Origin of the sequence: Acinetobacter sp. UBA5934 (genome assembly GCF_002430855.1) — a bacterium.
Classification (GTDB): domain Bacteria; phylum Pseudomonadota; class Gammaproteobacteria; order Pseudomonadales; family Moraxellaceae; genus Acinetobacter.
Window position 1 is genome coordinate 1 of the sequence record NZ_DJDC01000191.1, and the last position, 21,075, is coordinate 21,075.

Consider the following 21,075-nt stretch of genomic DNA (forward strand, 5'->3'; position numbering starts at 1 on the left):
TGGACTGCCACCACTCTCCTAGACAAATTTCGTCTATTCTTTTTGCATAGGAGAGAACCTTATGAGTGGACAACGATACACCCCAGAATTTAAAGATGAAGCTGTTAAATTGATTACCGAACGTGGCTATTCTGTCACTGATGTCGCAGAGCGTTTAGGTGTATCACAGCACAGCATTTATAAATGGCTAAAGGCCGTACAGCCTTTACATAACAACTCTGATGAACATGAACTGCTCGAAGCAAAGAAAGAAATTCTACGCCTTAAAAGTCAGCTCAAACAAACTGAAGAGGAACGGGATATCTTAAAAAAGGCCGCAAGGTACTTTGCAAGCCTGCCCGAGTGAAGTATCAGTTTATCCTGGAATACAGCCATCAATTTAAGATTAAAACGATGTGTCGGGTCCTTAAGATCGCTCGTGCTGGTTACTATGCCTGGTTGCATGAACCCGAATCAGGCAGGACTATTGAAGATAAGCGGTTATTACAGCTCATCCGTTCTTCTTATGAGGCCAGTTATGGCATCTATGGTTATCGTCGCATTACGCTGGATCTAAAAGAATTGGGTGAAAGCTGCGGGCCTAATCGTGTGCTGAAGATCATGAAGAACAATGGTATTGCCGCTGTTCGAGGATATAAGAAGCATAAAAGCTATGGTCGTGGTCGTCCTCAGATTGTGCCACCCAATCACTTAAATCGAGAGTTTGTTGTAAACACACCTGATACCTCGTGGGTGACTGATATTACCTACATCCGTACTTGGCAAGGCTGGTTATATCTGGCTGTAGTTCTTGATTTATATTCAAGGAAAGTCATCGGTTGGTCAATGAAACCTACGCTTGCCAAGGATATTGTTTTGGATGCACTTCTTATGGCGGTATGGCGACGCAGACCCAATGAGCCAGTGATCATACACTCAGACCAAGGTTCGCAATACAGCAGTGGAGACTGGCAGAAATTCTGTCAGAAGCATAACTTGGTTCCAAGTATGAGCCGGAGGGGCAACTGTTGGGATAATGCCGTTGCTGAATCCTTTTTTAGCAGCTTGAAGAAGGAAAGAATTAAAAAGCGAATCTATAAAACACGAGAAATGGCCCGTGCAGATGTGTTTGATTATATCGAGATGTTTTACAATCGATTCAGGCGTCATTCGCATCTCGACGGGATGAGTCCAGAAGCCTTTGAGGCAGCTTCAAAATGAGGCTGTCTCATGTCTAGGATACTGGGAGCAGTCCAAGATTATGAAAAGGCCCATCAAAAGATGGTTATGTGTGTCTAGAATTTTGGTGGCTATTCATACAACGCTTGATAAAGCGACTTTACGTAAGAAAGGCTGGATGTTTTTTATGGCAGTTGTTGGGCTGCAAATGTTGTTCTTAATCGGTAGTTATTTGCTTCAAGGTTCCTAATTTTTAGTTTGAAAAAGCCACCGTGAGGTGGTTTTTTATGACTTCAATATTGATATTTATAGCCGCGCTCATTGTACAAATTTTTAATTAATAATGCGTAAGCGAGGTTTTACTTTTGAAAGGCCAAAAGTAACAAAACCCTTTTATTTGGCAGAAGATACATCCTTGTATCTCTGCCAAATGTGCGACATCCATGTCGCAAGTCATGTGATTTAGTTTTTGAAAACGTTTTCATAAAAATGATAAAACTCATCTGTACGTTTATATCGAGCAATTTTTGTTTTACCATCAAGTACTAATGGGGATTCAACTTCTATTAAAAATTGAAAACTAACTAATTCCATATTGGGATTAGAAATATCAAACTCAAATTCTGGATATTCTTTATTAGTTTTTAGGGAATAGAGTTCCTGTAAAAGGTTTATAAGATGATTATTTAGCTTAGTAACTATATAAGTATATTGATCAAATTGTTGCTTTGAAATTATTTGATCCTTAAATAGTTTAGTGGAGCGCGCAATCATCTTAACTTGTTTTTCTAAATAAGTTTGATCAAGAATTCCTAGAATTTCAAAACCTAATTCAGTGTTGTTTTTATCTTTAAAGAATTTTTCTATAAAGCCTCGATCAGTATCTTGAGCTTCTTGAATAAAGGCGAGTAATTGTCGTTGATCTTTTGCAGTCTTATAGTTGGATATCGCTTTTGTTAATCCTAGCACTACTGAAGCAACAGGAACTGATTTAGCTAAATCTTCAACGAATGTTGTTGCTGATTTAAAAATTAACTCATCAGCAATATTTTCTGCAGTTGATAAGGCTATTTCATTAATATTTTGCTTATTAGACACAGCTCATCTTTCTTATAGGTAATTATGACTGAAAAGATCATAACTAAACTTCGATAAAGTTTGAATAATCAGATTCAGTAACTTACTAGAATGGTAACTATAAAAAAACGGCGTTAACAAGCCGTTTTTTATTTCTGCAATTTTTAAGGCGATAATGGTTCTTGCTGTTTTGGATCAGGCATAGGCGCGGACTCTTCCTCATCATTATAAGGATTTTCCAGTTCCAAAGTTTGATCAAGCTCAGAATCAAAAACGTCGGTTAGCATACTGTCGTAACGTTTGGCATTATAGGTCAGTAGACTGGATGCTTCCTGTTGAGTAATAAAACCTGTTTCAAGCGAATATTCGGCACCCACTACTTTTAATTTGCCTTGCGCAATTAAATTTTCCAATACCGCAGAACCGTGACGCAGCTGATTCACCGATGCAAAAACGTTAGAACGTACTGCATGTTTAGACAGTTTATCCAAATCATCTTTCAGCTCAGTTTGCATTAAAATTTCAACTGAAGGACGTACCCGGTTCACAATTGACATTAAATTGGCTGAAGGCGGAGTGGCTGGATTGGTTAATGCTTCAATCGTGGAGTGAATAGCACCACAATGGGTATGGCCCAGCACAATCACAACTGGACAGCCAAAACTGTCTGCGGCAAATTCAACACTACCTACCTGTGATGGTGCAACAATATTGCCTGCTACACGAATAACAAATAAGTCACCTAGCCCCTGGTCAAAAACCATTTCAGCCGGTACACGCGAATCTGAACAGCCTAATACGATGGCAAACGGCTCTTGGCTTTCTGCCATTTCTGCGCGTTGCTGGTGAGACAAAAGCTTCAAATGGGTCGTTTCACCGTTTACAAAACGCTGGTTCCCTTTTTTTAAACGATCTAAAGCTTCTTCTGCTGTTAGCATGCTGGTCTTCCAATGTTTTAAGTTGCAATATTTTAATGCCATCAAAACCGAAAGTCACTTGCAAAAAAGCATAGCTGTGCAGTTTATAACAACGTTACAAAATATTTTTATTGAGTCTAAAAAATGACTCAGTTCACACTTTAAAGCCTTCAAGCTACCAAGTTCAAAAAACAATTCAGTGACATTTCTTTAATAATATTTACAATAAACTACAGACATTTAAAAAAATTAAATGCTGTCTGAAATTAGATAATTTTTATTCTTTACTTATAAAAATTATCGTCATGAGTCTTCAAGGATGATCATCAATGACACAGCACCGTTCAAATTTTTCTCAATTTGTACGCAACCTCTGTTTTGTTACCGCCTGCTGCTTAAGCAGTCTAACGCTGGCTCAAAGCAATAAGCCCAATATAGAAAAAATAAATTTGCAAAACTATCTGATTCAGGAACGCAATGAAGCAGGTTTAAAAGCTAAAACGATTCAAGTCGGTGAAATTAGCTGGGCATATAATGAAGGAGGGTCACGGCAAAAACCGACAATTCTGCTGATTCATGGTTTAGCCGGAAATCGGGACAACTGGAATCGGGTGGCGCATTTTTTAACGCCCTACTATCACGTGATCATTCCTGACTTACCCAACAATGGTGAAACCAGAACGCCGGAAAATTTTGATACTTCGGTGCCGAATGTCACAGAAAGCTTGCGCCGTTTTGTTGAAGCCATCAATGTTGAAGATAAGTTGAATGTGGCAGGACATTCTTTAGGCGGATCGATTGCCACAGTTTATGCCTCACAATATCCATTTGATACCCAAAGCTTGTTTCTGCTCAATAGCGCCGGTATTTATACCAAGGCCAATACCCGTTATTCCAAGGATCCCTTGACCCTGAAACAGCTGATTGTGTCTAAACCTGGCGATCTGGAACAGGTGATGCATCGGGTCATGCAAAATCCCACCTACCTACCCAACGCCTTGAAATCCGCGCAAGAAAATTACCTGATTTCTCAAGCGGCAAAAAATGGCAAGCTGATTGATCAGCTGGTGGCACTGAACCGTATTTATACGCCAGAATCCTTTGCCCGCCTGACTCGAACGGTAGAAGCCCCTACCCTGATTCTTTGGGGCAAGCAGGACAAAATTATTAATGTTGAAGTGGCAAATGAATTAAAATCATTATTGAAACGCGCTGAGGCTCCTGTCATTCTTAACAATGTAGGACACATGCCAATTTTGGAAGCAGAGCAAGAAGTGGCAGCCTACTATTTACCCTTTCTTGCCAAAACCCAAAAAATGAAAAACCCGCTAGCGGATAAACTTATTCCATTAAATTAATTTTTTCGAGAAAGTATGCAAAAACATCCGATGATTGAGCAGTTGATTGAAGCTCATCTTGACTTTTTAGAGCAGGAGTTTGCACATACTGCAACGATTCAAACTGAATTCCTAAATTTTTATCAATGGTTTAGAAAACAGCCGCTACAACAGATCTGGTCATTTGAGCAAATCAATGCGCTGCTGCAAAAGCAGATTTTAGCCACTCCCGCGAGTAGCTTTTTAATTGAACAGATTACCGAACATTTGCGTTTTGCCTTGATTCATCCGCTCAATGAAAGCACTAAAATCGCGGATGTCATTCCAGTTTTAACCATCGACAAGATTGCCCAGTACGTAGCAAGCAAAAGTGATCACCGTCAGCGTTTAATTAAAACCGTGGTGAATAATCCTGCTTTTTCCGCCATGATTACCCAACTTATTCAGCATTCCATTCAAGACTATGTCGATAATTCAGTCATGGCGAAACGGGTGCCTGGCGTGTCCCGTTTTATGAAAATGGGCAAATCGGTGTTGGAAACCGTGACCGATTCAAATCTGGATGAAACCATTGCGCATTATTTGCAAAAGAATATTTTAAAACTGAGCCAGATGAGCGAGCATGTGCTCAATCAGCATTTTGATGACGAAAAGCTCTATCATTTTCAGGCCAATCTTTGGCATAAAATTAAAGATATGCCTTTAACGGTACTGAAAAATTATATTGAAGTTCAAGACCTATCGAATACAGTAAATCTAGGTCATGAAATCTGGGACCATATCCGTCAAACGGACTATCTGAAACAGCAAGTGCATGATGGGGTCTATGCCTGGTACATCCGCAACCAGGAACGCCCGTTTGATCTGTTGCTGCGTGACCTGAATATTGATGAAGCCTTAATCCAAAATGAATTACAGCAGCTATTAGCGCCTGTGGTGCAAAAACTGGTTTCATCTGCATATTTACGTGAACGTGCCAGAGCATATTTAGAGAAATTTTATTATGCGGAAAAGGCACAGAACATTTTAAATCTGGATGCTTAATTGTCCATTATAAAAAAGCCGCATGATGCGGCTTTCTTGACTCATATATAAAAAATAACCTCCGTCATGGAGGTTATTTTTTATTATTCAGGCTTATTTAAAATAAGCACCTTCCGTGTTGCTGTGATCCGTTTGGTCAACTACACGTGCCAATTCAGGAACATGCTGTTTCAAGGTGGTTTCTACACCCTGTTTTAAGGTCAGGTCAATCGATGAACAGCCCTGGCAACCACCACCAAATTTCAGTACCGCAGTTAAACCGTGTTCTTCATCTTCAACCACTTCAACCAGTGCACAGTTACCGCCATGTCCTGCAAGTCCCGGGTTAATTTCAGACTGAAGTACATAGGTAATACGCTCTTCTACCGATGCATCTGGACCTACACGCGGCACTTTTGAATTTGGAGCACGGAATGTCAACTGACCACCAAAACGGTCTTTATTGTAGTCAATCACGGCATCCAGCAAATATGGAATAGACGGTGTGTCAATAAAGGCAGGAAAATCTGGGTAGTCCTGTTTATAGTCAGTTGGAACAACTTCGTCAGGTGCACTATATGCCATACAACATTCAGCACGTGGCGTACCAGGATTTTCCACAAAAACACGCACCCCAATACCTGGTGTATTTTGCTTATCTAACAAATCCTTTAAATACTCTTGAGCAGTCGGAGTAATCAATAAGTTTGGAATCTCTTCTGCAACTGCAGTGCTGGTGTTCTCAGTCGACATAACAATTTTTCCTCAAGCTGAAGTTGCCATTTTAACTGAAGATGCGGGGTAATTTAAGAAATTCAACTAAAATTGTCGGATTTATTGTGAAAGTTCAACTTGAGCTGCCATTTAATGGCATTATGAACCATAGATTTTGAAATGTAGAACTTGCTTTTATGTTGGATTTACCTTTTAACCATACCGTTACCCTGATTCTTATTACCGTCATTATCTCGCTGATTGCATTTTCAAAGCAGAATGTCATGAACCGACTTATTTTCTGGCCACCTGCCATGCAACGCGGACAATATGATCGTTTTATTACTCATGGTTTTGTCCATGCAGACGGGACGCATCTGTTATTTAACATGATTACCCTGTTCTTCTTTGGCAGCGTGATTGAAAGTTTTTACCGCCAATATTTTTTTAATCTGGGCTTTGTGCTGTTTTATTTGGGTGGTCTGATTTTTGCCATTTTGCCCAGCTACTTACAACACCGTAATGATCATCAATGGGCCAGTTTAGGCGCTTCTGGTGCTGTTGCAGCGGTACTGTTTGCCTATATTTTATTTGAACCGTGGAAACTGATTTTCGTGTTCTTTATACCCGTACCGGCAATTATTTTTGCGGTACTTTATATTGCATATAGCATCTGGTCTGGTAAACGTGGCAACTCCAATATCAACCATAGTGCCCATCTCTGGGGGGCGGCTTACGGTGTCATCATGACCATTATTATAGAGCCACGACTTATTCCTCACTTTTTCAACAAGCTGATGCAAGTGCCCTTTTAATATTTACTCTTAATACAAATTTTTTAAAGATGCTGCTCGTTCAGCATCTTTTTTATGGGGAAAATAAAATAATTTCTATTTGTTAATAATTGTCATTTGAATGGGTTTAATGATTTGTTAGTCTTCTGCAAATAGTCAAATACGATAATTTTTGAATAAAAACTAAAGCATTGATTTTAAGCTTTATCTGCGCTTCATTGGGTGTGACGGGTATAGTACATAGTGCAAATTTCACTTTAAATCGTGGTGCGGTGCATACATAAAAAAATGCGACTAAACAAGGCATTAAAGATTATTCCATATTAGGACAGTCTGAAGCCGCAAAGAAATAAAGTGATTTTTGTCGATGCCGATTCCTGGTATCTGATAGGTGCCGGTCTAAATAATACGGCATTTATGCTTAAAGAGATTTCAGTGGCTATGCAAAATCAAATTAGCAAGGTTCAGGATCTATTTAACAATCAAAGAGTTTAGGCTGCTTTTTCCGCTTTATTTTGAATAAAGATTTACATAATTTTGTCATTAAATGCTACCCCCACAATCAATTTGGCATAGATAATGTAGACATCTGTATATTAACGCGCAAAAAAGAGATATTTTGCATGTCTACTTCCTTAGATGGTCTTCAATTCCCCATCAATCCTACCAGCAAAAAAGCCAGCACTTCCCAAACAGGCAAGGAAATTATTGCTGAAGCCCTATCTATTGTTGACAACAAGTCCTCCATGGATGCACTTGCTGAAAAAAACTGGCGCAAGCACTATCCGATCTACTTCAAATCCTTGGTAGAACACGGTATTCGCACTATCAACAACTCTATTACCATTGCCAAACAAGGCTTGCATAAAGCTCATCATAGTTTTGACTTTTATCGTAATGGTCAACGCTATTTACTCAAAGACATCATGAAAGATGTCGATACTGCCACTTTGTATACCATTCAGCTGAAAGGTGAAAGTGACACTGCACCAGAATGGTATGTACCTTATAAAGGGCAAAAATTACAAGGTCAGGCTTTACTGGATCAAATCCAGATCTGGCAAGATGCCGGCATTATTGAAAGCAGTCATGCCGATGCCTTACGTACAGCGCAGGCGCATCCGGAATGGTTTGATCTTTCTGACCGTACCATGGTGTTATTTGGGGCAGGATCTGAAGCCGGCCCGCTAACCTGGCTGGCACGATGGAAAGCTAATATTGTCGCTGTAGATTTACCCAACACTCGGGTATGGGACAAAATCTTAAACACCATTCAACAAGGTAATGCCACCCTCTATGCACCATGCGCAGAAAAATTGGCAGAAGATACCTCCACCACTGAACTGAAAGAAAAATTAGGTGCAGATTTACTGACCCAGACACCTGAAATTGCCCATTGGTTAAGCCAGAGTGAACATCAGCTGGACCTGGCTGCCATTGCCTATGTGGATGGCGAAAAGCATGTCCGTGTGGCCATGGCCATGGATAGCATTATGGAATATGTCAGTGAGCAAAAATCTGATACCAGTTTAATGTTTATGTGTACGCCCACCGATGTGTATGCCATTCCCAAGGAAGTGGTAGCAGCGTCTTATGACAAGTTTCAATGTCGTTCCAAATTCCGGCAGATGCTGAGTAAAGGCATTTCAACCATTAGCGCTCAGCACTTTTTCAGACAGAATTTGCATAACCTTATTCCTTCAGATAATGGTCAGGAATACGGTATTGCTGACTGTTTAGTGGTCGAGCAAGGTCCAAACTATGCCCTCGCCAAACGTATCCAGCAATGGCGTGCAACCCTGGCCCGTCATTATGGTCAACGTGTCAGCATTAATATTGCGCCTTCGACCACCACCCATTCAGTGACCAAAAATCCGTTATTGAAAGCGGCGTTTAATGGCGCCAGCCTGTTTGATGTGGAATCTTTTCATCCTGAAACCACCAATGCACTTATGGCGGCTTTATGGGTATATGACCTGCGTCACCCTGAATCGGTGGCAAATCCTGAAACTCATCTGGATCATCCCTTAGAATTGATGATGAAAGGTGCTAACCATGGCGGATTGTGGCGTGTGCCTTACTTAGCGCGTACTGCCCTGCCTTTTGCCGCACTGTATGGTTTTGCCAATGAAAAATTGCCGATTAAGCACGTGTTAGGCAAATTTAAGAAATAAGGTGGATTTTTCTCCCTTGATGAATATTTTTATTATCCTCTTGTTTTAGTCCTTCTCCTTCTAGGAGAGGGTCAGGGAGAGGTCAATATTGTTTAACTACTCCAAGGCGAGGACTTTATGAATGAGCATAAAAAACGCTGCAATTGCAGCGTTTTTTGTTTCAAACAGCAGTCTTAAACAAACTGTAAGAACAACCAGTACAGACCACCAGATAAACAGATCGTCGCTGGTAAAGTGAAAATCCATGCCGATAAAATCGTACGCACCATTTGTAAATTCAGACCTGATTTATTGGCGACCATGGTACCTGCGACTGCACTATTTAAAACGTGTGTTGTCGATACAGGCATACCCAAACCATCAGCAGCAGCAATCGTCGTCATTGCGACAAGTTCAGCTGACATGCCCTGACCATAAGTCATATGGTTTTTACCAATACGTTCACCGACAGTGACCACAATACGCTTCCAGCCGACCATGGTACCCAGACCAAGTGCAAGAGCAACGGCCACTTTCACCCAGGTCGGAATGTATTGCAGGAATGAATCCAGGTTTTTACGATATTCTTTAACTAACTTGTCTTGATCTTTTGACATTGCAGGAAGCTGTTCAGCTTTATCTAAACGCTTAAATGCAGTCGTGCTGAGATACATGTCATTACGGATCACAGAAACTTCAGCCTCTGGAATATTATCGATATCGCCATATTTGGCAACACGCTCACCCAAATGATCTGTCAAGCCCGCTAAAGCTGGAACCACTGCAGGGTTCATTTCTTTAGTTTGAATATATTTGGTAATGACAGTACGTGCCTGCTCATCCGTAATATTTTCATGCTGCGGATAAATAGCCGTAGCCGTTTGCTGAGACAATTGCTGAAAAGACTGAATATGTGCATTGTCTAAGTTCTTATTTAAAGAATACGCTAATGGTACACAACCAATCAAAATCAGCATAATCAAGCCCATACCTTTTTGACCATCATTTGAACCATGCGCGAAACTTACGCCAGTACAAGTGAAAATCAAAATCGCACGAATTAACGGCGGTGGCGGCTTATTGCCTTCAGGCGGATGAAAAAGCTCCAGCTGTTTACGGAAGATTTTTTTCACCAGTAAAAACAGGACAGCAGCAAAAGCAAAACCAATCAGCGGAGAAAACAGCAGTGCTTTACCCACTTTCATCACCTGCTCCATATCTATGCCGCTTGCGCCAGCGCCTGAATGAAGCAGATAGTTCATAATACCCACGCCTAAAATCGAACCGATTAAAGTATGTGAGCTTGATGCCGGAATACCCAAAAACCAGGTACCCAAATTCCACAGAATCGCGGCAATCAGCATGGCAAAAACCATGGCAAAGCCTGCGCCTGAACCGACATTCATAATCAGTTCGACAGGCAATAAAGCAATGATGCCGTAGGCTACTGCCCCACTTGCAACCATCACCCCGAGAAAATTACAAAAACCTGCCCACATTACAGCAACAGGGGCAGATAAAGCATTGGTATAAATAACTGTTGCTACTGCATTGGCCGTGTCATGAAAACCATTAACGAATTCAAAACCTAAAGCAATTAACAACGCAGTCGCTAAAAGAATAACGGAATATAAACTTAAGCTTGGAACATGAGCCAAATCGGTAGAAAGCTGAAAACCGATATACACCAAAGTAGAAATAATCACCGTGATAAACACCGGCATAAAAAATTTCGGTGTAGCAACATGCACATTCGTCGATTTCGCTGGTGCTGATGGCACCTGATCTTGGACGGGAGGAATATTAGAATTCATGCAGACGGTTCAAGGGGGATAATAAAATCCCCACTATTGTTCAGTTTAATTGTGACAATTATATGACAAACAGCTGTCATATAAAGCAATATTTCGTACTTTATTTGCTAAATATCCCGCTCGAATCCCGAGAAAACCACTTAACTTAAATTATATTTTTCATGTACTTAAAATAAAATCCTCATTTCCAATTGTCTATACTTCAGCCATTTTCAGTAATATTACAAAGCATGAAATAAATGACAGCCAAACTCTGCTGACTGAGATTCCACCTAGCATGCAGGCTAAAGATGACAACTTAATGAAGAATTTATGACAGCTGATTTAAAGGCCTGTCTTTAGGGCGTAAGGCTATTTATTCGGCAAGGTCGACAGTGCGCTCAGGAAATGTACCGAATATCAGTCATTATGAACTGAATTCTGTTAATATATTTGCCGATTTTATATTCCATCGGATTGGGGTTATTTATGTCCACGCTTGCCACCCTAAAAGAGCTGCTCGCTCAACGGATTCTGATTATCGACGGTGCAATGGGCACCATGATTCAGCGTCATAAACTCGAAGAAGCCGACTACCGTGGTGAGCGTTTTGCTGACTGGGCATCTGACTTAAAAGGTAACAATGACCTTTTGGTTCTGACACAACCGCATATTATTCAAGGTATTCACGAAGCTTATCTTGAAGCGGGTGCCGACATTATTGAAACCAACAGCTTTAACGGCACCAAGGTTTCAATGTCTGACTACCATATGGAAGATTTGGTTTCAGAGATTAACCGTGAAGCGGCGCGTATTGCCAAAGAAGCCTGCCAAAAATATTCAACCCCAGAAAAACCGCGTTTCGTAGCGGGTGTACTTGGCCCGACATCGCGTACCTGTTCAATTTCACCAAACGTGAATGACCCGGCTTTCCGTAACATTACGTTTGATGAACTGAAAGAAAACTATATTCAAGCTGCACACGCCTTGATTGAAGGCGGTGCAGATATTCTGCTGATTGAAACGGTATTCGATACCCTGAACTGTAAAGCAGCGATCTTTGCGGTGAAAGAAGTCTTCAACCAGATTGGTTATGAATTGCCATTGATGATTTCAGGCACGATTACCGATGCTTCAGGCCGTACCTTGACCGGTCAAACAGCAGAAGCGTTCTGGAACTCGGTTCGTCACGGTGACTTGCTGTCGATTGGTTTCAACTGTGCGCTTGGTGCAGATGCCATGCGTCCGCACGTAAAAACCATTTCCGATGTCGCCGATACCTTTGTTTCTGCCCATCCAAATGCCGGCTTGCCAAATGCCTTCGGTGGGTATGATGAAACTCCCGAAGAAACTGCGGCATTCATTAAAGAATTCGCAGAAAGCGGTCTGATTAACATTACTGGCGGTTGTTGTGGAACTACGCCGGATCATATCCGCGCCATTGCCAATGCAGTTAAAGACATCAAGCCGCGTCAGGTGCCTGAAACCAAACCGGCGTGCCGTTTAAGCGGTTTAGAACCATTTAACATTACTGAAGAATCATTATTCGTGAACGTCGGTGAACGTACCAACGTGACCGGTTCTAAGAAATTCTTACGCTTGATCCGTGAAGAAAACTTTGCCGAAGCCTTAGAAGTTGCACAGCAGCAAGTTGAAGCCGGTGCGCAAATCATCGACATCAACATGGATGAAGGCATGCTCGATTCACAAGGTGCAATGGTGCACTTCCTGAATCTGGTGGCATCTGAACCTGAAATTTCCCGCGTACCCATCATGATTGACTCGTCTAAATGGGAAATCATTGAAGCAGGCTTGAAATGCGTACAAGGTAAGCCGGTGGTTAACTCGATTTCATTGAAAGAAGGTTATGACGAGTTTGTACATAAAGCCCGTCTCTGCCGTCAGTACGGTGCAGCTGTAATTGTCATGGCATTTGACGAAGATGGTCAGGCGGATACAGCAGCACGTAAACGTGAAATCTGTAAGCGTTCTTATGATGTCTTGGTCAATGAAGTCGGCTTCCCTGCTGAAGACATCATCTTTGACCCGAACGTGTTTGCCGTGGCAACAGGTATTGAAGAACACAACAACTATGCTGTGGACTTTATTGAAGCGACAGGCTGGATCAAACAGAACCTTCCACATGCCATGATTTCTGGCGGTGTGTCCAACGTATCGTTCTCATTCCGCGGTAATGAACCTGTACGTGAAGCGATTCACTCGGTATTCCTTTACCATGCCATTAAACAAGGCATGACCATGGGTATTGTCAACGCCGGTCAAATGGCGATTTACGATGACATCCCAAGCGAATTAAAAGCTGCGGTTGAAGATGTGATTCTGAACCAAAACCAAGGTGAAAGCGGCCAGGAAGCAACAGAAAAACTGCTTGAAGTGGCTGAACAATACCGCGGTCAGTCTGGCGCGCAAAAAGCCGTTGAAAATCTGGAATGGCGAGCCGAGTCCGTTGAAAAACGTCTTGAATATGCATTGGTGAAAGGGATTACCACTTTTATTGATGAAGATACTGAAGAAGCGCGTTTAAAAGCCAAACGCCCACTGGATGTGATTGAAGGTCCGCTGATGGACGGCATGAACGTGGTTGGTGACCTGTTCGGTTCAGGTAAAATGTTCCTGCCGCAAGTGGTGAAATCTGCACGCGTAATGAAACAGGCTGTGGCTTGGTTGAACCCGTACATTGAAGCGGAAAAATCTGGCGGTCAGTCTAAAGGTAAAGTGTTGATGGCGACCGTAAAAGGCGACGTACACGATATTGGTAAGAATATTGTAGGCGTAGTACTGGGCTGTAACGGTTATGACATTGTTGACCTTGGCGTGATGGTGCCGGCAGAAAAAATCCTGCAAACTGCCATTGATGAAAAAGTCGATATTATCGGTCTTTCTGGTTTGATCACTCCGTCACTGGATGAAATGGTCTTTGTTGCCAAAGAAATGCAGCGTAAAGGTTTTAATGTACCGCTCATGATTGGCGGTGCAACGACTTCTAAAGCGCATACAGCAGTGAAAATTGACCCGCAATATTCAAATGATGCAGTAATTTACGTGGCTGATGCTTCACGTGCGGTAGGTGTTGCAACTACCCTTCTTTCTAAAGAGATGAAGCTGAAATTTGTTGAGGAAACTCGCGCTGAATATGAAAAAGTGCGTGAACGTATTGCCAATAAACAGCCGAAAGCAGCCAAACTGTCTTATGCAGAATCGGTTGAAAATGGCTTGAAAATTGACTTCGCAGCCAACAAACCGGTGAAGCCAAACTTTATTGGTACGCAAACACTGACCAACTATCCACTGGAAACTTTGGTTGAGTACTTTGACTGGACGCCGTTCTTTATTTCCTGGAGCTTGGCAGGTAAGTTCCCTGCAATCTTGAAGGATGAAGTTGTCGGTGAAGCAGCGACTGACTTGTACAATCAAGCACAAGCGATGCTCAAAGACATCATCGAGAATAAACGTTTTGATGCGCGTGCAGTATTTGGTATTTACCCTGCCAACCGTTCAGCTGCAGACTCTGTTGAAGTCTACAGTGAAGATGGTCAGTCTGTGACACATACCTTCCATCACATTCGTCAGCAGTCTGACAAAGTGACTGGTAAGCCAAACTTGTCATTGGCGGACTTTGTTGCGCCTAAGGGCGTAGCAGAAGATTACTTGGGCGGTTTCACTGTATCGATCTTCGGTGCAGAAGAATTGGCAAATGAATATAAAGCCAAAGGCGATGACTACTCTGCGATTCTGGCACAATCTTTAGGTGACCGATTTGCCGAAGCCTTTGCGGAGCATTTGCATGAACGTATCCGTAAAGAATTCTGGGGCAACCAGGCGTCTGAACAGTTGTCGAATGAAGAGCTGATTAAAGAGAAATATGTCGGTATCCGTCCTGCGCCGGGTTACCCTGCTTGTCCTGAGCATTCTGAAAAAGCGCCATTGTTTGACTGGTTAGGTTCAACTGACAAGATTGGTACGCAATTGACAAGCAGTTTTGCAATGTGGCCGCCTTCATCTGTCAGCGGTTTCTACTATGCTAACCCTGAGTCGCAATACTTTAACGTGGGTAAAATTGCAGGCGATCAGCTTGAGGATTATGCGAAACGTAAAGGCTGGACTTTGGATGAGGCTAAACGTTGGTTAGCGCCGAATTTGGATGATTCGGTGGTTTAATCCCCCTAGCCCCCTTTAATAAAGGGGGAAAATCCATTTTTATCGAATTAAAAAATCCCCTCTAGTGAGGGGATTTTTTTATGAATCTTTAAATCTCCCCTAACCCCTCTTTGAAAAAGAGGGGGAATGTCATGTGATTGGATGAATTACGTGACAGCTCCTCCCTTTATTAAAAGGGAGGTTGGGAGGGATTGAAATTATTTAAAAAGCCAATAGACTTTCTTTTTATTTATAAATTACAATTAAAATCAAATATCTTTAATAAAAATAAAGTTATGCGTGCATTTAAGAATCAACATTTCGTTCCTCAATGTTACTTAAGACCTTTTGGCAACAAAGATCAAGAAAAAGCTAAAAGCATTAATTTATTTAACCTAAGGTCACATAAACTAATCGAAAATGCACCTATAAAAAATCAATGTTCTAAAGATTATTTTTATGGCAAAGATCTACATATAGAAAAACTTTTACATGACTTTGAAGGGTCTTATGCAGAATTATGTAGAAAAATTTTATCAAATCCAACTTACCAAATTGATGAGAGTGACAAAAACTGCCTTTTAAATTTTTGGCATGTTCAATATATAAGAACAGAATTATATGTAAAAGAAGCTTTGTTATCTTTTGAGCAAATTGTACATGATAATGAATTACAGAATCTAATTGATAAATCTTTTCTCAATCAAGAACAAACAACTAAAGTTATTATGCAAAATACTGACCTAGCAGATCTATTTCTTAAGGACTTAAATTGCATATTAATAAGAAACAATACACCTGTGCCATTCATTACTTCTGATAATCCAGCAGTATTAACTAACAGATATCACTTCAAAAAAGATTTATTTAGGTATTTTTCATTTGGCTTGAATTCTGCAGGAGTAATATTAATTCTCCCCTTAAGTCCTAAAGTTTATTTCTTTGCATATGATAAAGATATCTACACAATTCCTCACAAAAATAAAATTTTAAATTTAAAAAAGGCACTAGATGTAGAGCTAATAAATCAATTCCAAATATCAAATTGTAATTATAATTTGTATCTAAACGAAATCTTTTCTTTTGAAAAATATTATCAAAAATACTTAAATCAACGCCTAAATTCACGGTATAAAGTTAATTATGCAATATTAGATGATACCAATCATGGATATAAAACTTATAAACTTATTCCTACTTCTCAGATATCTGATCATAGAGATAAAGAGATGATGATTCATCAATCAAATCTTTACCCTAAACCTGCAATATGGCTAAGCTTTCTTCATTGGCATATCAGAGGTTATGCTTACTCAGCAGACTCAGGAGCTGGCCATGTGCGTGAAAAATATAAATACTTGTTAAATTCTCAACGAGTTCATAAGGTAAGAATCTAGTTCCATAGATTTTATCTTTAATAACGCTTTATCAAGCTAATACTCTTTAAAAAATAGAGTAAATTGAATATCCAATATAAATTTTAAACTTATGGCAACACCCTTTCTCAAAGAGGGATTTAGGGAGATTCATTAGAGAGTTCTTTCAAACAATACTGATAAATCACTTCCACCGTATCATCAATCAGCCCCATCACTTGCCCATTATTAAACCGTAACACCTTCAAGCCCAATTGAACTAAAGCTTCATCCCGAAATCGATCAGCTTCCAATCCCTCTTCCGTAAAGTGCTGACTACCATCACACTCTATGACCAAATTAGCAGCAGGACAGTAAAAGTCCACGATGTAATTTAATATCGGTTTCTGTCTATAGAACGGCAAACCTAAAATCTGCTTATTCCGAAGTTTTGACCAAAGCAATTTCTCAGCATCGGTCATGTTATTACGCAAATCGCGTGAGGCTTGTTTTAAATTTTTATTGTACGGTTTCATATTTATGCTTCTATTTTTATGTTTTTAATTCCTCCTCTTGCACCATACATGGCTCACCTTTAAAAAGGGAGGAACTGTCACGTAACTCTTTTAATCACATGGCAAGTCCCCCCTTTATCAAAGGGGGATTTAGGGGGATTCTTTAGAAGAATAGGTATATATCAAAAACCGCCCCTTTTCTAACCCATCAATCCACAAAAAAACCATTTTTACACTTTTAAGTCGGCAAAATTCATCACTTTCATTAATAATAGACCAATAAATTTATCTCCCAAATCAATGACTATTGGTGTTCCAATGAAAAAACTCATGAACAACGCAGAAAATCTCGTTGTCCAAATGTGCAAAGGTCTTGTTCTTGCTCACCCTGAACTTAGCTTTAACGAATCTTATAAAATTATTTCACGTAAAGAAAAACACCAAAACGTGACTTTAATCAGTGGCGGCGGCAGCGGTCATGAACCAGCGCATGCCGGCTTTGTCGGTACAGGCATGCTTGACGCTGCGGTGTGTGGCGATGTATTTGCATCCCCTTCACAAATTCAGGTCTATAAAGCCTTGCAGCAAGTGGCATCGGACAAAGGCGTGCTGATGATCATCAAAAACTATTCTGGTGACATGATGAATTTCCAGAATGGCGCAGCACTTGCAACTGAAGACGGCATTAAGGTCGATTATGTAAAAGTCGCGGATGATATTGCAGTCAAAGACAGCTTATATACCGTAGGTCGCCGTGGTGTTGCCGGAACAATCTTCGTGCATAAAATTGCCGGTGCAGCAGCCGCTCAAGGCTATGAATTGGGGCAAGTTAAAACCATTGCCCAAAAAGCCGCAGACAATGTCACGAGCTTAGGTTTTGCCTTTAACTCGTGTACCGTTCCTGCCAAAGGCACACCGACTTTCTCTTTAGCTGAAGATGAAATGGAATATGGCGTCGGTATTCATGGTGAACCGGGAATCCGCCGTGAAAAAATTCTGCCATCGAATGAACTGGCACAGCGCATTGTCGATGACCTGTTTTTAGACCGTCCAAACTTGACTGAAGTTGCAGTGCTGATTAACGGTTTTGGTTCAACGCCAATGCAAGAACTGTATCTGTTCAACCACGACGTATGCCAGCAGCTTGCTGCCAAAGGCATCAAAATTTACCGCACATTCGTTGGTAATTACATGACCAGTATCGACATGGCGGGTGCTTCGGTTTCCCTATTGGCTTTGGATGATGAACTTAAAATGTATTTAGATGCCGAAGCCAATACTCCTGCATTTAAAATGGATGGTGTAGCTGCTCTGCCTGTTGAGTTTGCAGTAAATGATGCGCAAGCTGAACAGACTTTAAATACTGACATTGAAACCCATGCAGAACATGCTGAAATTGTGAATGAACAATTTAGCATTGAAAACATGCGCTATATCGTGGACGTGATGAGTGCCTGTATCATTAAAAATGAAGTTCCCTTCTGTGAACTCGATGCCCACGCCGGCGATGGCGACTTTGGCATGAGTGTGGCCAAAGGCTTTAAACAGCTGAAACGCCAGTGGCAAGAACTTGTTCAAACTGAAAACATGGATGATTTCTTGCTGAACTGCTCAATGATTATTATGGAACATTGTGGTGGCGCTTCAGGTCCAATATGGGGGTCAGCATTCCGTGCTGCCAGCAAATCTGTCAAAGGCAAAGCAACTTTAACGGTAGCTGATTTTGCTGCGATGCTACAAGATGCAGTCAAAGGCATTCAAACCACAGGTGAGCGTTCATTCGGTCGTGGTGCGGTGGTCGGTGATAAAACCCTGATTGATGCTCTGGTGCCTTGTGCAGATTCTTGGTCATCCAACACTAACAAATCATTTAAAGAAAACTTTGTACACGGTGCGCAAGCTGCCGTTCAAGGCGCTGAATCCACTAAAGACATCGTGGCACGTATGGGTCGTGCCGGTACGGTCGGTGAGCGTAGCCTTGGCTATCCCGATGCTGGTGCACATGGCTTAGGTGTAATCTTTACGGAAATTGCCGAGCATATTAAATAATACCTAGCCCATTCAAAAAAGCACCGAATCTATTCGGTGCTTTTTTATGCCTACTGATATTTACTCCCTTATAAGGTCATATTTCTTAGCTTTAAAAAAGAAGATGAATACCAAGCTGCTCAAGCTATATGAATGAAGTCTATGCAGTTATTTGTAGTTTATGATCCAGCTTAATGTGTGCCAGTATTTTTCTTCAATATCAGGAATCTTGAGGAATATAAACTTAAACAGCAGGATTTAAGTTGAGCTCCAACTCCAGATAATGCCGTACCTGATTACGTCCCCGCTGTTTGGCCAGATATAAGGCGCGGTCTGCCATACGAATGGTGTGTTCTTTTTTGGCATTCTCCTGAGCAAGTGCGACTCCAAAACTTGCACTGGTTTTTAAAGTTTCACCAGTTTCCAACACAAATTCTTCTTGTTCTATAATTTTACGGCAGCGTTCTGCAATCTCGATCGCCTGCTGCAAGTTTTGATCCTTTAAAATCAAAATAAACTCTTCACCACCAAAACGCCCAACCACATCCTGTATCCGTGTGGTGGTACATAAAATTGTTGCCACACGCTGCAAAACTTCATCTCCCACTTCATGCCCATAATCATCATTAATTTTTTTGAAGTAGTCTAAATCCAGCAGCACCACGGCATACGTTGCCTTTTTCTTGCTTTCCAAAGTGCTCAGCTGTTCACCAATATAACGACGATTAAAGACATTGGTCAGCGCATCGGTCTGACTCATTTTCTTAATCTTCATTTCACGCCGGCGCCACTGTGAGAGCAAAATTTCAAAAAACAGAATCGAAACCAGCAGAATAGGCAGATAGACCTCAGCCATGCTTTTGATCCAGAATGGATTATGATAAAACTCACTATGCGTCAAGCTATCACTAAACACAGGCGCATAACGGATGATCTCATTAAAAGTTAAGTAACTGATAATGAGGGTAAAAATGGAAGCAAAAACGGCCATGCCATAGATTATTTTTCGTGAATAAAATACCAGGCCAATCAGCACAATATTGACGAAACCGGCAATAGTGGCAGGACTATAAATCCCCACGGTATAACCTGCGTAAATCATTACAGCACCAAAAAACATAGGTGAAAAATAAGCAACAAATTTACGGAATTTTGCATTGCGTTTATATCTATAACTTAGCGCAATCAGGGCGATAAAAATGATTAAGGTAGCAAATACCGTAGTAATACGGATGAAAAAAAAGTCATGATTAATCCAGACCCGATTGTCTTTTGAATAGCAACTAAACAGATACCATTTAATCGCACTGACTTGGCATAAGGCTCCAAAAAAGCAGAGCAATACGCCCTTATCGAAGTTGGGCCACGTAATAATTAAGTTATCTGACTCAAATAAATGAAACTTGAATCTGCCCCAATAATAAGAAATCAACGTAGGTGTTTTTCTAAAAAAGCTCATTTTCTTTATGAATATCTTTATAATTTATAAAAATTTTTATTACTTAAATATTATATCCATAGTACAAAAATTAAACAATGCGTCATCCTATCCTTTCGATAAACAACACCCCATCCAAATGGTCTATTTCATGCTGCACAATTCGGGCAGGAAAGCCCGTTAAAGTCGTTTCTACCGCTACACCCTCCAGGGTTAAATAACGCAGCTGAATGGTTTGTGCACGTGCAACTTGTCCACGTTCATCCGGTACACTTAAACAGCCTTCTTCCCCTAAAACTGTCAATTCAGATTTTTCTAAAATTTCAGGATTAATCATCACCAGTGCATCCATTTCAGGTGCATCGGGATAACGCGGGTTCGGACGAGAGGCAACAATAATCATCCGTTTTGACACATAGATCTGAGGTGCAGCAATACCTACCCCATTTCGTTCCAGCATGGTGGCATACATGGCTTCGGCAAGTTGCTTTAACCATTCGCTATTCAGCTCGGTCTGTGCAACTTCAGCCGCTGTTAAGCTTAAAATGCTTTCACCGCGCTGTGCTACAGGTAAAATGGTGCTCATCAATTTATTCCTCATCGAGTGACAGTACT

General features: G+C 40.9%; 15 protein-coding genes and 1 pseudogene. 9 read left to right on the forward strand and 7 right to left on the reverse strand.

Features of this window, described 5'->3' with window-relative positions; all coding sequences use genetic code 11:
• The first annotated feature begins 61 nt into the window (after positions 1 to 61).
• A protein-coding gene (locus tag B2Y23_RS14060) for an IS3 family transposase (RefSeq protein WP_291371485.1) occupies positions 62 to 1,200 on the forward strand; the annotation gives its coding sequence in 2 pieces (ribosomal slippage) (positions 62 to 320 and positions 320 to 1,200; 1,140 coding nt in all).
• A 79-nt stretch (positions 1,201 to 1,279) separates the two neighbouring features.
• Positions 1,280 to 1,408, forward strand: coding sequence for a KGW motif small protein (locus B2Y23_RS14065; RefSeq protein ID WP_291371539.1), 129 nt, complete (start codon positions 1,280 to 1,282; stop codon positions 1,406 to 1,408).
• Positions 1,409 to 1,620: 212 nt separating this feature from the next.
• Here the strand turns inward: B2Y23_RS14065 and B2Y23_RS14070 are convergent, their stop codons facing one another.
• Both B2Y23_RS14070 and B2Y23_RS14075 read right to left on the reverse strand, forming a co-directional pair.
• A complete protein-coding gene (locus B2Y23_RS14070; RefSeq protein WP_291371487.1) occupies positions 1,621 to 2,256 on the reverse strand; it encodes a hypothetical protein in 636 nt (211 codons plus the stop codon).
• Positions 2,257 to 2,573: 317 nt separating this feature from the next.
• Positions 2,574 to 3,173, reverse strand: a pseudogene (locus B2Y23_RS14075) (carbonic anhydrase); the annotation flags it as partial.
• A 308-nt stretch (positions 3,174 to 3,481) separates the two neighbouring features.
• Between B2Y23_RS14075 and B2Y23_RS14080 the strand changes: the two are divergent.
• Both B2Y23_RS14080 and B2Y23_RS14085 read left to right on the forward strand, forming a co-directional pair.
• Positions 3,482 to 4,510: an alpha/beta fold hydrolase gene (locus tag B2Y23_RS14080; protein WP_291371489.1), complete on the forward strand. Its 1,029-nt coding sequence runs from the start codon at positions 3,482 to 3,484 to the stop codon at positions 4,508 to 4,510.
• A 15-nt stretch (positions 4,511 to 4,525) separates the two neighbouring features.
• Positions 4,526 to 5,533, forward strand: coding sequence for a hypothetical protein (locus tag B2Y23_RS14085; RefSeq protein ID WP_291352556.1), 1,008 nt, complete (start codon positions 4,526 to 4,528; stop codon positions 5,531 to 5,533).
• Between the two features lie 93 nt (positions 5,534 to 5,626).
• Here B2Y23_RS14085 and nfuA read toward each other — a convergent pair whose 3' ends face one another.
• Positions 5,627 to 6,265 (reverse strand): Fe-S biogenesis protein NfuA, encoded by a 639-nt coding sequence (nfuA, locus tag B2Y23_RS14090; protein ID WP_291352554.1) that lies wholly within the window; start codon positions 6,263 to 6,265, stop codon positions 5,627 to 5,629.
• A gap of 158 nt (positions 6,266 to 6,423) precedes the next feature.
• Here nfuA and B2Y23_RS14095 point away from each other — a divergent pair, with 158 nt between their 5' ends.
• Together B2Y23_RS14095 and B2Y23_RS14100 are read left to right on the forward strand one after the other, a co-directional pair.
• Positions 6,424 to 7,041 (forward strand): rhomboid family intramembrane serine protease, encoded by a 618-nt coding sequence (locus B2Y23_RS14095; protein WP_291352552.1) that lies wholly within the window; start codon positions 6,424 to 6,426, stop codon positions 7,039 to 7,041.
• A 602-nt stretch (positions 7,042 to 7,643) separates the two neighbouring features.
• The gene (locus B2Y23_RS14100; protein ID WP_291371491.1) at positions 7,644 to 9,194 is read left to right on the forward strand and encodes a hypothetical protein; all 1,551 of its coding nucleotides are present in this window, start codon (positions 7,644 to 7,646) and stop codon (positions 9,192 to 9,194) included.
• A 173-nt stretch (positions 9,195 to 9,367) separates the two neighbouring features.
• On the opposite strand, the gene B2Y23_RS14105 is transcribed toward B2Y23_RS14100, so the two are convergent.
• Positions 9,368 to 10,987: an inorganic phosphate transporter gene (locus B2Y23_RS14105; protein ID WP_291352548.1), complete on the reverse strand. Its 1,620-nt coding sequence runs from the start codon at positions 10,985 to 10,987 to the stop codon at positions 9,368 to 9,370.
• Between the two features lie 468 nt (positions 10,988 to 11,455).
• Here B2Y23_RS14105 and metH point away from each other — a divergent pair, with 468 nt between their 5' ends.
• Together metH and B2Y23_RS14115 are read left to right on the forward strand one after the other, a co-directional pair.
• On the forward strand, positions 11,456 to 15,145 hold the full coding sequence (gene metH / locus B2Y23_RS14110; protein WP_291371493.1) for a methionine synthase: 3,690 nt from the start codon (positions 11,456 to 11,458) through the stop codon (positions 15,143 to 15,145).
• 191 nt (positions 15,146 to 15,336) lie between these two features.
• Positions 15,337 to 16,521 (forward strand): DUF4238 domain-containing protein, encoded by a 1,185-nt coding sequence (locus tag B2Y23_RS14115; RefSeq protein WP_291371495.1) that lies wholly within the window; start codon positions 15,337 to 15,339, stop codon positions 16,519 to 16,521.
• Between the two features lie 119 nt (positions 16,522 to 16,640).
• Here the strand turns inward: B2Y23_RS14115 and B2Y23_RS14120 are convergent, their stop codons facing one another.
• Positions 16,641 to 17,015, reverse strand: a complete 375-nt coding sequence (locus tag B2Y23_RS14120; RefSeq protein ID WP_291371496.1) for an endonuclease domain-containing protein — start codon at positions 17,013 to 17,015, stop codon at positions 16,641 to 16,643.
• Between the two features lie 297 nt (positions 17,016 to 17,312).
• Here B2Y23_RS14120 and dhaK point away from each other — a divergent pair, with 297 nt between their 5' ends.
• The gene (gene dhaK / locus B2Y23_RS14125) at positions 17,313 to 19,043 is read left to right on the forward strand and encodes a dihydroxyacetone kinase subunit DhaK (RefSeq protein ID WP_291371498.1); all 1,731 of its coding nucleotides are present in this window, start codon (positions 17,313 to 17,315) and stop codon (positions 19,041 to 19,043) included.
• Positions 19,044 to 19,266: 223 nt separating this feature from the next.
• Here dhaK and B2Y23_RS14130 read toward each other — a convergent pair whose 3' ends face one another.
• Positions 19,267 to 20,481: a GGDEF domain-containing protein gene (locus B2Y23_RS14130; RefSeq protein WP_291352540.1), complete on the reverse strand. Its 1,215-nt coding sequence runs from the start codon at positions 20,479 to 20,481 to the stop codon at positions 19,267 to 19,269.
• Between the two features lie 82 nt (positions 20,482 to 20,563).
• Positions 20,564 to 21,046 carry a peptide deformylase gene (def, locus tag B2Y23_RS14135; protein ID WP_291352538.1) on the reverse strand — a complete coding sequence of 161 codons (483 nt, stop codon included), beginning with the start codon at positions 21,044 to 21,046 and terminating at the stop codon, positions 20,564 to 20,566.
• Positions 21,047 to 21,075 lie beyond the last annotated feature (29 nt).